This is a genomic window from Anaerotruncus sp. 80, from assembly GCF_009936115.1.
In the GTDB taxonomy this organism is placed as follows: Bacteria; Bacillota; Clostridia; order Peptostreptococcales; family Anaerovoracaceae; genus Senimuribacter; species Senimuribacter intestinalis.
In genome coordinates this window covers 37,724-51,073 of sequence record NZ_QWES01000014.1, presented here as the reverse complement: position 1 = coordinate 51,073, position 13,350 = coordinate 37,724, and the positions used below count along the sequence as shown (strand labels likewise).

18 protein-coding genes and 1 pseudogene are annotated in these 13,350 nt (G+C 44.6%); all 19 read left to right on the top strand.

What is annotated here, in order from left to right:
• Positions 1 to 108: 108 nt before the first annotated feature.
• The 19 genes and pseudogenes from D1155_RS08535 (at position 109) to rplX (ending at position 13,335) form a co-directional block, all read left to right on the top strand.
• Positions 109 to 1,014: a metallophosphoesterase gene (locus D1155_RS08535; RefSeq protein WP_243151057.1), complete on the top strand. Its 906-nt coding sequence runs from the start codon at positions 109 to 111 to the stop codon at positions 1,012 to 1,014.
• 121 nt (positions 1,015 to 1,135) lie between these two features.
• Positions 1,136 to 1,354: pseudogene (locus D1155_RS15825) on the top strand (PC4/YdbC family ssDNA-binding protein); the annotation flags it as partial.
• A 393-nt stretch (positions 1,355 to 1,747) separates the two neighbouring features.
• A complete protein-coding gene (locus D1155_RS08525; RefSeq protein ID WP_160201973.1) occupies positions 1,748 to 1,885 on the top strand; it encodes a hypothetical protein in 138 nt (45 codons plus the stop codon).
• Positions 1,886 to 2,005: 120 nt separating this feature from the next.
• On the top strand, positions 2,006 to 3,670 hold the full coding sequence (locus D1155_RS08520) for a nucleoside kinase (protein WP_160201972.1): 1,665 nt from the start codon (positions 2,006 to 2,008) through the stop codon (positions 3,668 to 3,670).
• 33 nt (positions 3,671 to 3,703) lie between these two features.
• Positions 3,704 to 4,609, top strand: coding sequence for a carbohydrate kinase family protein (locus tag D1155_RS08515; protein ID WP_160201971.1), 906 nt, complete (start codon positions 3,704 to 3,706; stop codon positions 4,607 to 4,609).
• Between the two features lie 211 nt (positions 4,610 to 4,820).
• The gene (locus D1155_RS08510; RefSeq protein ID WP_160201970.1) at positions 4,821 to 6,419 is read left to right on the top strand and encodes a polysaccharide biosynthesis protein; all 1,599 of its coding nucleotides are present in this window, start codon (positions 4,821 to 4,823) and stop codon (positions 6,417 to 6,419) included.
• 693 nt (positions 6,420 to 7,112) lie between these two features.
• Positions 7,113 to 7,424: a 30S ribosomal protein S10 gene (gene rpsJ / locus D1155_RS08505; protein ID WP_160201969.1), complete on the top strand. Its 312-nt coding sequence runs from the start codon at positions 7,113 to 7,115 to the stop codon at positions 7,422 to 7,424.
• Positions 7,425 to 7,711: 287 nt separating this feature from the next.
• Entirely contained in the window at positions 7,712 to 8,347 is a 636-nt protein-coding gene (gene rplC, locus D1155_RS08500) for a 50S ribosomal protein L3 (protein WP_160201968.1), read from the top strand.
• Between the two features lie 29 nt (positions 8,348 to 8,376).
• Entirely contained in the window at positions 8,377 to 9,000 is a 624-nt protein-coding gene (rplD, locus tag D1155_RS08495) for a 50S ribosomal protein L4 (RefSeq protein WP_160201967.1), read from the top strand.
• Positions 9,000 to 9,290 (top strand): 50S ribosomal protein L23, encoded by a 291-nt coding sequence (gene rplW, locus D1155_RS08490; RefSeq protein ID WP_160201966.1) that lies wholly within the window; start codon positions 9,000 to 9,002, stop codon positions 9,288 to 9,290. The genes rplD and rplW overlap by 1 nt, the downstream gene beginning before the upstream one ends.
• Before the next feature lie 18 nt (positions 9,291 to 9,308).
• Entirely contained in the window at positions 9,309 to 10,142 is an 834-nt protein-coding gene (gene rplB, locus D1155_RS08485) for a 50S ribosomal protein L2 (RefSeq protein ID WP_160201965.1), read from the top strand.
• A gap of 17 nt (positions 10,143 to 10,159) precedes the next feature.
• Positions 10,160 to 10,438, top strand: coding sequence for a 30S ribosomal protein S19 (rpsS, locus tag D1155_RS08480; RefSeq protein ID WP_160201964.1), 279 nt, complete (start codon positions 10,160 to 10,162; stop codon positions 10,436 to 10,438).
• Between the two features lie 16 nt (positions 10,439 to 10,454).
• Positions 10,455 to 10,790 carry a 50S ribosomal protein L22 gene (rplV, locus tag D1155_RS08475; RefSeq protein WP_160201963.1) on the top strand — a complete coding sequence of 112 codons (336 nt, stop codon included), beginning with the start codon at positions 10,455 to 10,457 and terminating at the stop codon, positions 10,788 to 10,790.
• Positions 10,791 to 10,807: 17 nt separating this feature from the next.
• Complete coding sequence (rpsC, locus tag D1155_RS08470; protein ID WP_160201962.1) at positions 10,808 to 11,686, top strand: 30S ribosomal protein S3; 879 nt, start codon at positions 10,808 to 10,810, stop codon at positions 11,684 to 11,686.
• Between the two features lie 26 nt (positions 11,687 to 11,712).
• Complete coding sequence (gene rplP, locus D1155_RS08465) at positions 11,713 to 12,144, top strand: 50S ribosomal protein L16 (protein ID WP_160201961.1); 432 nt, start codon at positions 11,713 to 11,715, stop codon at positions 12,142 to 12,144.
• Positions 12,144 to 12,347, top strand: coding sequence for a 50S ribosomal protein L29 (rpmC, locus tag D1155_RS08460; RefSeq protein ID WP_160201960.1), 204 nt, complete (start codon positions 12,144 to 12,146; stop codon positions 12,345 to 12,347). Before rplP ends, rpmC begins: the two co-directional genes overlap by 1 nt.
• Positions 12,348 to 12,365: 18 nt before the next feature.
• Entirely contained in the window at positions 12,366 to 12,626 is a 261-nt protein-coding gene (rpsQ, locus tag D1155_RS08455) for a 30S ribosomal protein S17 (protein WP_160201959.1), read from the top strand.
• A 14-nt stretch (positions 12,627 to 12,640) separates the two neighbouring features.
• On the top strand, positions 12,641 to 13,015 hold the full coding sequence (rplN, locus tag D1155_RS08450) for a 50S ribosomal protein L14 (protein ID WP_160201958.1): 375 nt from the start codon (positions 12,641 to 12,643) through the stop codon (positions 13,013 to 13,015).
• A gap of 14 nt (positions 13,016 to 13,029) precedes the next feature.
• Positions 13,030 to 13,335 carry a 50S ribosomal protein L24 gene (gene rplX / locus D1155_RS08445; RefSeq protein ID WP_160201957.1) on the top strand — a complete coding sequence of 102 codons (306 nt, stop codon included), beginning with the start codon at positions 13,030 to 13,032 and terminating at the stop codon, positions 13,333 to 13,335.
• Positions 13,336 to 13,350 lie beyond the last annotated feature (15 nt).

Genomic DNA, 13,350 nt, shown 5'->3' with positions numbered 1-13,350 from the left:
GCATGTGGATTGTATACAAGAGATTTGCTGTGTATTATGTGCGGATGTTGCGGCAAAATCTATTTTCTTGTATAATGCTGTTTATAAGGAAAAAAGGATTTGATTGAGATGATTGTGATGACAGTGTTGCTTTTGCTCCTCGGAGGTTTTCTTTGGTGGGGCAGAAAGAGCATAAAAACAACGAGATATTTTTACTGGAACAAGGCGCTGCCTTCTGCCCTTGACGGACTTCGAATTGTACATCTGTCGGACTTACAGAGTGAGTATTTCGGCAAAGCACAGAGACGGATTTTAGAAAAAACAAGGGCTGCTTCGCCGGATTTGATTGTGTTTACAGGGGATTTGACAGATCGAAATCATACGGACTATCAGGCGGGAATCACATTGATGGAGGGGCTTGTGAGGATTGCGCCGGTTTACTATGTTGATGGAAATCACGAGCTGGCGCTACCTGCAGAGGAAATATCGCAGATGTACGATGTGTTAGAAGGAATGGGAGTTGTCCTGCTCAGGGACAGAGCGACAACCTTTACAAAAAGTGGTGCGCCGCAGATGCGGCTTTTAGGGCTGTCAGAGGAAACGATTTATCGTGCGAAGATTAGCGGCGGCGCTTTACGTGAAGGAGAAAAGTGCAGTAGAGAGAAGGTTTCTGATACGGAAATTGATAGGCAGCTGGTGCGGGAGTGTATTGCGGCGCTTCTGACAGATGCGGGGGAAGGTGAGAATGCTTTTACACTATTGCTGGTTCATGAGCCGCAGTTTTTGGAAGTGTATGCTGTACCTGGTATCAATCTGATTTTTGCAGGGCATGCGCACGGCGGACAGATTCGACTGCCTTTCACACAGGGACTGTTTGCGCCTGGGCAGGGAATTTTACCGAAGCTGACAAGTGGTATGCATCAATCGGGGAATAGTACTATGGTAATCAGCAGGGGGCTGGGCAACAGTACCTTCCCGTTCAGAGTGTTCAATAGACCAGAGATTGTGGTAATTCAAGTTGAGTCGCAGCAATAGTAGTATTTGATTTTCTAAGCTTGTGTGCAGAGGAAAATAAAATGCTGACAAAGAAGTTGACAGTAAATGTAAAATATGGTAGCATATACATGGGCGAACTGGCATGGAAAGAGAGATGGAAATGTCAGAGAAAAATATCACATTTGAAATTAAAGAACATTTAGGAGTTATCACCAGATTTGAAAGCGGATGGAATCGTGAGCTGAATATCATCAGTTGGAATGGCGCTACCGCTAAATATGATCTTCGCGATTGGGATCCTCATCATGAACGCATGCGTAAGGGCATTACCCTTCATGCTGCAGAAATGCGAAAGCTGGTGGATTTGTATCTGAACAATAACACGAGAAAGGCAGTGGAAGAAGGCAGAAGGCTTGAGAAACAGCGCAGAGATCGTCAGCGAGAACAGTTTGAGCAGAGTGCCGAGGCTAGAGGTGCGATTGCAGAGGCTGTTGATGCCGAAAGCTATGAAGCAGCACTTCCGCCTGAACCGGAAGTCGCAGAAGGTGAGGATTTGTCATGCGCATCTCAGAAACCGTGTCAGTGTTCAGCTGAAGAGGTGGAGGAGTCTAGAGCTGATACTGAGACAGAGCAAGAGTCTGTGGATTTGACGCCTGTGCAGGTCAGCGATGCAACTCCGTTTTAAGCTTACAGATCGTGTCGATTTTTCATGAACCAATGACAAGCAGACCACATAATATATAGCAAACGACTAAAACAGGAGGTATGTATTATGTCATGTTTTAATAATAGAAGAGGTATGGACGATAGTCTGTTATTCTTTTTCTTATTACTGGTTCTGCTGTTCTGCAATCCGGGCGCTTTCGGATGTGGCAGCTGCGGCGACACATGCGAACCTACATGTTGCTAATTTCAGCAGATGAGAGAGGGAGAAATCCCTCTCTTTGTGTTTTTGCTTTTACATAAAAGGCGAGTGTGATATAATAACCTCAGAAGGATTGCGGTACTGCCGCAAGGAAGGAGATTAAATATGAAGGTTTATCTTAGAACAGTTCCAAGGGGTCCGTGGGAAATGTTGGAACTGGAACAGGGGATTACAATAGAGGAAATTTATCGAAGCTATGAGAAGGACTTGCCTTATACGATTATAGCGGCGAAGGTAGACAATAAATTTGAGGATCTGACTTATGCGCTGGATACAGAATGCCGTGTGGAACTTTTGGATATAAGGACGCAGGCTGCTAATCTGATTTATCAGTACAGCTTGTCTTTAATCTATCTGAAAGCCGTGTCAGATTGTCTGGGCAATGTGCGTGTTGAAATACAGAACTCTTTAAATAAAGGAGTCTATACAGAAATTAAGACAGCAGAAGTTGTGACTGAGGCGCAGGTTGCGCAGATCGAAAAGCGAATGCGGGAAATCGTAGATGCCGATATGCCTTTTGTGAAAGAGGTTGTCTCCAGAGAAAAAGCCATGGAGATTTTTGAAAGAGAAGGGCGCAGAGACAAACAGAAGATTATGGGTGCTTCTCTTAATTTAAAGGACGTAAAGTTCTACTCCCTCGGCAATGTCAGAGATTTTTTCTATGGGCTGATGGCGCCGTCTACAGGATATATTCAGTTCTTTCAGCTGATGAAATATCGCCGCGGCGTGTTGCTGCGTTTTCCGCACCCATCGAATCCGGGAGAGATTCCGCCTTATGTGGATGAAACGAAGATGTATCAGGCATTTGGAGAACAAACCAGATGGGACAAACTGCTGGGCGTCAACTACGTGGCGGATTTGAATGAGAAAATTGAAAATGGTCAGTACAGAGAGCTGATTCAGCTTTCTGAGGCGCTGCACGAGAAGAAAATTGCAGAGATTGCCGATATGATAAAACAGCAGAATAAACGGATTGTTCTCATTGCCGGACCGTCTTCATCAGGCAAGACCACTTTTGCGCGCAGACTCTGCATTCAGCTGAAGGTGAATGGTCTGGATCCGATTTATATGGGAACTGACGACTATTTTGTTGAGCGGGAGCAGACGCCGCTCGATGAGCACGGCGAGAGGGATTATGAAAATTTGCAGGCGCTGGATATTGAATTGTTCAACAGCAATATGAATGACCTGCTGGCAGGCGAAAAGGTGGATTTGCCGACTTTCAACTTTATGACTGGACATAAAGAATACGGGAGAAGAATTACATCGATCAAGGCAAATCAGCCTATCGTCATTGAAGGCATCCATGCGCTCAACGAAGAATTGACTGCCTATATTCCGAAGGAAGAAAAGTTTAAGGTTTATATCAGTCCGCTGACGCAGCTTAATATCGATGCACATAACAGAATCCCAACGACTGATGAACGAATGCTGCGGCGTATGGTGCGCGATAATCTGTATAGAGGACACAACGCGCAGAGCACTATTGCAAGTTGGCCAAAGGTCCGTGCGGGTGAGGACAAGAATATTTTTCCATACAGCGGAGAGGCAGATGTGCTGTTTAATTCGTATCATGTTTATGAGATTGCAGTTCTGAAGAAATACGCAGAGCCGCTGCTGAAGGAAATAAGCCCCCAGGAAGCAGAATATGCAGATGCAGTGCGCATGCTGAAATTCCTGCGTTTCTTTAAAACCATAGAGGATGACAGTATCATCGTCAATAACTCGATTATCAGAGAGTTTATTGGCGGAAGTATTTTTACAGATTGATAAGAGGTATACCAGAAAGGATGCAGCAAGAAAATGGCAGAGATAACTGTAGTCGGAGGAATCAATATTGATATTGAGGGGATTCCCTATCAGCCTCTTCGCACGGCGGATTCCAATCCAGGGCTTGTGAATCAGTCCTTTGGAGGCGTAGGGCGAAATATCGTAGAGAATATCGCAAGAATGGGCGGCGATGCAGCCATGCTTTCTTTGACAGGTGATGACTTTATGGGAGAAAGTGCTAGAAAACAGCTTGAAAGTCTGGGTGTGGGTACAGATCATATTTACCATATTCAGGGTGAAAGCACGGGGGTGTATTTGTCTATTCTCAATCATAGAAATGATATGGAACTTGCCATTTGCAACATGGATATTTTGGAGCGGATTACACCGGCATTTCTGGAAGATAAGATGGAGTTTTTGAATCGCTCGAAAATCGTTGGTGTGGATTGCAATCTACAGAGGGAGAGTTTGGACTACATCACGGAGCATGCCAGAGTACCTCTGTTTCTGGATCCGGTATCTGCTTCAAAGGCGGAACGGGTAAAGCCGATTATCGGAGCTTTTCACACCATAAAACCCAATCGCATTGAGGCAGAACTGTTAAGCGGTATTAAGATCACTGATGAGATTTCTCTGTCAAGAGCAGGAGAATGGTTTTGCAGACAGGGTGTAAAAAGGGTCTTTATCAGTCTTGGCGAAAAGGGTGCTTATTACAGAGAAGGCGCTTGCGAGGGGATCGCAGCGACAAAGTCGGTGAGGGTATTAAGCGCCACTGGAGCCGGCGATGCTTTTTCTGCAGCGATTTTGCTGGGGCATGTGAAAGGCATGTCAGCCAGAGAAGCGGCGCAGATGGGCATCGCCTGTGCATCTATTGCTATGGAAGCGAAGACGGCAGTAAATCCGGAGATATCTATGGAAAAAGTATACGACAGAATATAGAATAGAAGCACCGGGTGAGTGACCGGTATGTACACATACAAAGGCTCGCTTTCAGGCAAAAGTGGAATATTATTAAAAAGATAGGACGGGGTTCGCTGAATTTGAGAATCACGTCCTTTTTCTTTTGTTATCTTTCTATAAAATATCAGTTCAAATAAATGGTCTATTCTGATATACTAAATAGAAAGCTATAAAAGGGTTGGGAGAAAACATGGATGGAAAGAGAGATTTTATAAGAGGCGCAGTGATTTTGAGCATATCAGGAATTTTAGTGAAACTGCTGGGAGCAGCGCTTAGAATTCCTATTGCCAACAAGCTGGGCGAGGGTATGGCATACTATAATGTAGCATATACGATATATGCCATTTTTTTAGTGCTGGCAACGGCGGGGATACCGGTTGCAGTTTCGCGCATGGTGTCGGAGCGCACTGCGGTAGGGAATCGGTCTGGCGCAAGAAAAGTCTTTCTTACAGCGTTGAAACTGATGGCGGTAATCGGAGCAGCCGCTTTTGCCATTTGTTTTTTCGGAGCAGATTTAATCGCCTTTGTAATTGATATTCCCGGCTCTCAAAATTCTCTGAGGGCCATAGCGCCAGCGCTGTGTATCGTACCGCTGCTTGCTGCCTTTCGGGGATATTTTCAGGGACAGCAGGATATGCGCCCTACAGCGGTTTCAGAAGTTTTCGAGCAGGTGGTGCGAGTAGCCGCAGGACTTGGACTGGGATTTTATTTATATGATGAGGGCTTGGATATCGCCGCTGCTGGCGCTACTTTTGGCGCTGTCGCGGGGGCCATGGCAGGCATGTGCGTAATAGGTGCGATTTACTGGAGACGATGCAGACAATTTGGAAAAGCTCCCGAACGCCTTACAGGCGAAGCCGGTTTAAGGTCGGAATCGACTGTAGAAATTCTGAAGAAAATTGCCTGGATTGCAGTACCTATCGTAATCGGGGCAGAAATCATGCCTTTGATGTCAGCCATTGATACGACACTGGTGGTTTCAAGGTTAAAAGATACAGGCTGGGAAGCGAGTGAGGCGTTGAACCTGTATAATCAGTACGGTGCTTATTGCGATACACTGATTTCACTGCCCCAGACTTTTACGCAGGCAATTGCGGTGAGCCTGGTGCCCTCCATTGCAGCATTTTTTTGGCAGGGAAGAAAAGATAAAGTGCAGGAAAACATCCGAATTAGTATGCGTATGACTATGCTTTTAGCGTGTCCTTGCGCTGTAGGTCTTTTTGTTCTTGCCAAACCAATTCTTCTTTTGCTGTATTTTAACCAGAGGGAAAATGCGCTGCAGGCTGTGCCGACTCTGCAGGTTATGACCATCGGCGTGATACTCCTTGCCATCGTGCAGACCACAACTGGAGCGCTGCAGTCCGTAGGTAAACAGATGAAACCGGTGCGCAATATGGCTGTCGGCGCTGTGCTGAAAACGGTGCTGACCTATGTGCTGGTGGGTATTCCCACTATTCATGTGAGGGGAGCTGCTTTGGGAACAAGTGGCGCATATTTGATTGCACTGATTTTAAACTTGCATGAAATAAAAAAGGAAACTGGTGTACACTTTCCTTTTGTGCAAACCTTTGTAAAGCCTATGCTGGCAGCTATGATTATGGGTCTGTGCGCGTATGGCTCCTATAATATAGTCTTCGCATGGGCGGGAAACGCTTTGGGCGTTTTATGCAGTATCCTACTCAGCATGGCGGCATACAGTGTTTTGGTTCTGCGCATGAAAGCTGTAAGTCCGGCAGAGTTGCGGGCGCTACCGGGAGGTGAGTTTTTGATGCGGATTTTCAGGGTTTAAGTCGATGGCGCAGTGCAGTCATCGGATATACATGCAGAGAATCTCGAATTAGGAATGTAAAAATCTCCACCATTTTAAGGCAAATGTAAGGCAATGTTGCGTTTCTGCGCTTGTGTAGTCTTGATGCTGCACCATATAACGCTGAATCAAGGGTCATGGTGCGGATGCCGCTTTTTCACTTGGAAAAAGTTCACCTTCCAGGGTGTTTTTAGGGAAAATAGTGCAGCACAGGTAAAATGAATTCTAAGATGGTTGTTGTCATAATAGAAACGCCAGGATCAGTGTATAATGATATGGGGTTTAAGCAGTTGAAATCACTGTGTCATATCATGAAAAAACTTCAAAAATCGTGAAAAGTTTTTTTAAAAAAGGGTTGCAATCTTTACCAACCTCATATATAATTAAAAGGCTTGCTTAAGGCGATGAAGTAGGAAGTTGCGGAGCTATCCGGTAATTTCTACAGAGAATTGTCCCCACCAGATGGGGGCGAAGGTGTTCGCCGACTTTTGCTTTGTGCGAAAAATAAAGAAACGCACGGAGCCGTGTGCAAAGTAAGCAATTCCACCGCACACGTTACAGAAGTGGGCATTTGACTGGGTTCTGCGCAGATTCGCGAGGCACAGAACATCTGGTCAGAAAAGAACCCCTGTACAAGCATAGCGAAAACAGTACAAAAAATTTTAGGAGGAAAAAATGAGCGAATTACAGAAAATCAGAATTAAGCTTAAGGCCTATGACCATGCGTTATTAGACCAGTCCGCAGCGAAGATCGTGGAAACTGCCAAGAAAACTGGCGCAGACGTTTCCGGACCGATTCCGCTTCCGACAGAGAAAGAAATCGTGACAATCCTGAGAGCTGTTCACAAATATAAGGACAGCAGAGAGCAGTTCGAACAGAGAACACACAAGAGATTGATCGATATCACCAATGCTACACTGCAGACTACAGACGCTTTAACTAAGCTGGATTTACCTGCTGGCGTAGACATCGAAATCAAGCTGTAGTCAGCTAAGGTGTAATAGTAAAGTTACGCAGGATTTTTTCGGGAGTGCAAGGCGTGTGAGTTTCGAGAAACGGAGCGCACTTAAGTGCGTGAGTATCGCAGAGAAGGAGCAGCAACGCAGCAATGCCGGAAAAAGACAAGTAAAGTAAGGGACCTTCCCTTAGTAAGATTGCATGAGAGGGAAAAGCTGCCAAAGGCTCACCTGTGAGAGCCCAGGCGCAAGATGCGGCGCCGCTGCGGCAAGTTGCACACCAGAGCAATCCAATGTAAGTGAAAAGGAGAAACAATATGAAAGCTATTTTAGGCAAGAAAATCGGTATGACCCAGATTTTCGCAGAAACAGGAGAAGTAATTCCTGTAACAGTTATCGAAGCTGGTCCTGAAGTTGTAACACAGGTTAAGACAGTAGAAACTGACGGTTACAACGCAGTACAGGTTGCATTCGAAGATCAGAAAGCACACAGAGTGAACAAACCTATGACAGGTCACTTTGCAAAGAGCGGTGCTCCTCTGAAGAAACATCTGACTGAATTCAGAGTAGAAGAAGGCGAAACTTACGAATTAGGACAGGTTATCACTGTTGCTGATTTCGAAGAAGGAAGCAAACTGGACATCACCGGTACTTCCAAAGGTAAAGGCACGCAGGGTAACATCAAGAGACACGGACATCACAGAGGTCCGATGACCCACGGTTCTAAGCACAAGAGATTAGCCGGCGCACTGGCTGCTGGTACTTATCCTTCCAGAGTATTCAAGGGTAATGCCGGACCTGGTAGAATGGGACGCGAAACTGTTACCGTTCAGAACGTAGTTTTAGTAAAAGTTGACACTGACAGAAACCTGATGCTGGTTAAGGGCGCAGTACCTGGCGGCAAAGGAAGTCTGGTAAAAGTCCAGTACGCTGTCAAAGGTCAGGACAAATAGAATAGACTTCAGAAAGGAGGAAGCATAAAATGGCAAAAGTAACAATGCTTAACATGGCCGGAACTGAAGCCGGAACAATTGAGCTTAAAGACGAAATCTTTGGTATCGAACCAAATGCTAACGCTGTTCACGCAGTTGTTGTAAATTATCTGGCAAACCAGAGACAGGGCACACAGTCCGCAAAGACTAGAGGCGAAGTCAGAGGAGGCGGCAGAAAGCCTTTCAGACAGAAAGGTACCGGTCGTCACAGACAGGGTTCCACAACTGACCCTTCACAGGTAGGAGGCGGTATCGCTTTCGCACCGAAGCCAAGAGATTACAGCTATAAAGTACCTAAGAAGTTAAAGAGACTGGCACTGAAGTCCGCTCTTTCCGCAAAGGTATTAGATAAAGAAATCATCGTACTCGATGAACTGAAATTTGATGCTCCTAAGACTAAGGAAATGGTTAAGGTTTTAGAGAATGTCAAAGCTGCAAGAAAGGCACTGATCATCACTGCCGAAAAAGACGAAAACGTTGTTAGATCCGCAGCAAACATCCCTGGCGTAAAAACTGCCCAGGTAGGAACCATGAACGTTTACGAAATCGTAAACCACACAAGCTTCATCGTAACAAAGGAAGCAATCGAAAAAATTGAGGAGGTGTACTTATAATGAGAAGCGCATACGACGTAATTATCAAGCCGGTTATCTCCGAACAGAGTATGGACCAGGCACAGGAAAAGAAGTACACATTCAAAGTTGCAACAGACGCTAACAAGACCCAGGTAAAACTGGCTGTTGAAGAAATCTTTGGTGTTGAAGTTAAAAAAGTCAACATTATGAACTATGACGGAAAATTAAAGAGAATGGGAAGAACCATGGGAAGAAGAGCTGCTTACAAGAAGGCGATTGTAACCTTGACAGAAGCCAGCAAAGAAATCGAGTTCTTCCAGGGTCTGTAATATAGGAGGTAACTACGAATGGGAATTAAAAAATATAAACCAACGACTCCTGGACAGAGAGGTATGACCGTTTCTACTTTCGAAGAAATCACAGCGAAAACTCCTGAGAAATCTTTGACAGTAACTCTGAAAAAACATGCAGGAAGAAACGTTAGAGGTAAGATTACCGTTAGACACAGAGGTGGCGGTACAAGACCAAAATACAGAATCATCGACTTCAAGAGAAGAAAAGACGATATTCCGGGAACTGTTAAGACAATCGAATACGATCCAAACAGAAGCGCAAACATCGCTTTAATCGTATACGCAGACGGTGAAAAGAGATATATCATCGCACCTGAAAAATTAAAGGTAGGCGATGTAATCTATTCCGGTCCTGAAGCTGATATCAAGGTTGGAAACGCACTTCCAATCGCTAACATTCCAGTTGGTACAATGATTCACAACATCGAACTGAAGCCTGGCAAAGGTGGTCAGATGGCAAGATCAGCAGGTAATGCCGCGCAGCTGATGGCAAAAGAAGACAAATATGCGCAGGTAAGACTGCCTTCCGGAGAAGTTAGAAAAGTTCTGATTCAGTGCAGAGCAACCATCGGTGAAGTTGGAAATGCAGATCATTCCAACATCCAGATTGGTAAAGCAGGAAGAAAAAGACACATGGGTATCAGACCTACCGTTAGAGGTTCTGTTATGAACCCGAACGATCACCCACACGGCGGTGGTGAAGGTAGAGCGCCTATCGGACGTAAAGGTCCTGTTACTCCTTGGGGTAAACCTGCTCTTGGCTATAAGACCAGAAAGAAGAACAAAGCTTCTAATCAGTATATCGTAAAGAGAAGAAATGAGAAATAAGGAAGGAGCATAGATAAATGAGTAGATCACTTAAAAAAGGTCCTTTCGTAGACGTGAAGCTTCTGAAAGCTATCGAAGCAATGAACGAAGCGAACGAAAAGAAAGTTATCAAGACTTGGTCTAGACCATCTACAATCTTCCCACAGATGGTGGGTCACACAATTGCAGTCCATGATGGAAGAAAACATGTGCCTGTATATGTTACAGAAGACATGGTAGGACATAAGCTTGGAGAATTTGCTCCAACCAGAACTTACAGAGGTCATGCTGCAGATAAGTCATCAAAGGTTAGATAAGAAAAGGAGATAAGAAATGGAAGCAAAAGCAGTTGCAAAATACGTAAGAATGTCTCCTATCAAGCTGAAACCGGTAACTGATCTGGTTAGAGGCAAAGACTTAGCGGAGGCATTAACAATCCTGAAATTCACACCGGGTAAAGGTGCTGAAATCGTTGAAAAAGTTGTTCAGTCAGCAGCAGCAAACGCTGAAAACAATTTCGATATGAATCCGGACAATTTATACGTTGCTGAGGTATATGCTCATCAGGGCCCTACAATGAAGAGATGGAGAGCCGGTTCACAAGGTAGAGCATCAATCATTCTGAAGAGATCAAGCCACGTTGGCGTGACTCTGAAGGAAAGAGACTAAGATAGGAGGTTCATTGAATGGGTCAGAAAGTAAGTCCACATGGATTGAGAGTGGGCGTAATCAAAGACTGGAATTCCAAATGGTATGCAAACAAGCACAACTTTGCAGACATGCTGGTTGAAGATAACAAAGTCAGAGAATACGTAAAGAAAAAATTATATGCTGCAGGCGTTTCTAAAGTGTTAATTGAAAGAGCTGCAGAAAACAAAATCAGAGTCATCGTTTTAACTGCAAGACCTGGTATGGTAATTGGACGTTCCGGCAACGGCGTTGAAGAACTGAAGGCTGCACTGGTTAAAATGACAAAGAAAGAAGTAGAGATTTCCATCGAAGAAGTTAGAAGATCTGAACTCGATGCACAGCTGACAGCTGAGTCCATCGCACAGGCATTAGAAAGACGTGTATCTTTCAGAAGAGCCATGAAACAGGCAATGGGCAGAACCATGAAAGCTGGCGCAAAGGGAATCAAAGTTCTCTGCTCCGGAAGACTGGGCGGTGCTGAAATCGCTAGAAGTGAAAAGTACAGCGAAGGTAACGTTCCTCTCCACACTCTTCGAGCTGATATCGATTATGGGTTTGCGGAAGCAGACACCACTTATGGTAAGATCGGTATCAAAGTATGGATTAACCACGGAGAAATCCTCGACAAGGGATTACAGAGCCCGGTTCGCGAAGAAAAGCGTGAAAAGAGAGACAGAAGAGGCAAGAAAGACGGCGACAGAAGAAGAAACGATAGACGTGGCGACAGAAAGAGAAATGATCGCGGCGACAGAAACGACAGACACGAAGCGCCGAAAGCTGTAAACCCAAGAGTTAGAAAGACTCCGAAGGTAGAAAAAGTAGAAGAACCACAGGTAGAAGCAGCAGTGGAAACTGCAGAAGCTACTGAAGAATAAGCACTGAAGAAAGGAGGAACAAAGCCATGTTAATGCCAAAGCGCGTTAAACACAGAAGAGTTCATAGAGGTAGAATGAAGGGCGTAGCAACCAAGGGCAACACAATTACCTACGGTGCATATGGCCTGGTATCACAGGAATGTGGATGGATCACCTCCAATCAGATCGAGGCAGCTCGTATTGCCATGACAAGATCTATCAAAAGAGGTGGTAAAGTATATATCAAGATTTTCCCACACAAGTCAGTAACAAAGAAACCTGCTGAAGTACGTATGGGTTCCGGTAAAGGTGCACCTGAGTACTGGGTAGCAGTTGTAAAACCTGGCAGAGTCATGTTTGAGATTGAGGGGGTAACTGAAGAACAGGCAAGAGAAGCTATGAGACTTGCTATGCACAAGTTACCTGTTAAATGTAAGTTTGCCATCAAGGAAAACGCAGCAGAGGGTGGTGAAGCATAATGGAATTAAAGAAAATGAGAGAAATGACAGAAATCGAGCTCGCAGCTGAGCTGGAAAAGATGAAAAAAGAACTGTTCAACTTGAGATTCCAGCACGTAACAGGCCAGCTTGAAAACCCTGTTAAAATGAGAGAAGTAAAGAGAAACATCGCTAGAGTGAAAACTATCATAAGAGAAAAAGAACTGGAAAAGGTTCAGGCTTAAGAAAGGAGGATGTAAATTATGGCAGTTGAAAGAAACAGAAGAAAGACTAAAGTCGGCATCGTAGTAAGCGATAAGATGGATAAGACTGTAGTTGTTGCAATCGAAGACTTCGTAAGACATTCCCTTTACGGCAAAGCTGTAAAAAGAACCAAGAAGGTGAAGGCTCACGATGAAAACAACGAATGCCAGATTGGCGATAAAGTTAGAATTATGGAAACAAGACCTCTGTCCAAAGACAAGAGATGGAGACTTGTGAACATCGTAGAGAAAGTTAAATAAGGAGGCACCAAATCATGATTCAGACTGAAACTAGATTAAGAGTTGCTGACAATTCAGGTGCAAAAGAACTTTTATGTATCCGTATTCTGGGCGGTACTTCCCGTCAGTATGCGAATATCGGTGATGTAATCGTTTGTGCTGTTAAAGAAGCAACACCAGGCGGCGTCGTTAAAAAAGGTGACGTTGTCAAGGCTGTAGTGGTTAGAACTAAGAAAGGTGCCAGAAGAGCAGACGGCAGCTATGTAAAGTTTGACCAGAACGCTGCAGTAATCATTAAAGATAAAGAAGACAAGAGCCCAGTGGGAACACGTATCTTCGGACCTGTTGCAAGAGAGCTCAGAGATAAGGGCTTTATGAAGATTGTGTCATTGGCACCAGAAGTACTGTAAGGAGGTGTTGACAGATGCGTATTAAAAAAGACGACACAGTAATTGTGATTACTGGTAAAGATAAGGGCAAAACAGGCAAAGTCCTGAAAGCTATGCCGAAAGAAAACAGAGTCATCGTAGAAGGCGTAAACATTCAGACTAAGCACCAGAAGCAGACAAGAACTGCTAAGGCTGAAATCAAACATGTAGAAGGTCCAATCGACGCTTCTAACGTAATGTTCTACGATACAAAAGCAAAAGCAGCAGTAAAGATTGGTTACAAAGTTGATGGCGACAAAAAAGTTAGAGTCAACAGAAAGACCGGAGCTGTAATCGACTAAGAAAGGAGGAGACGA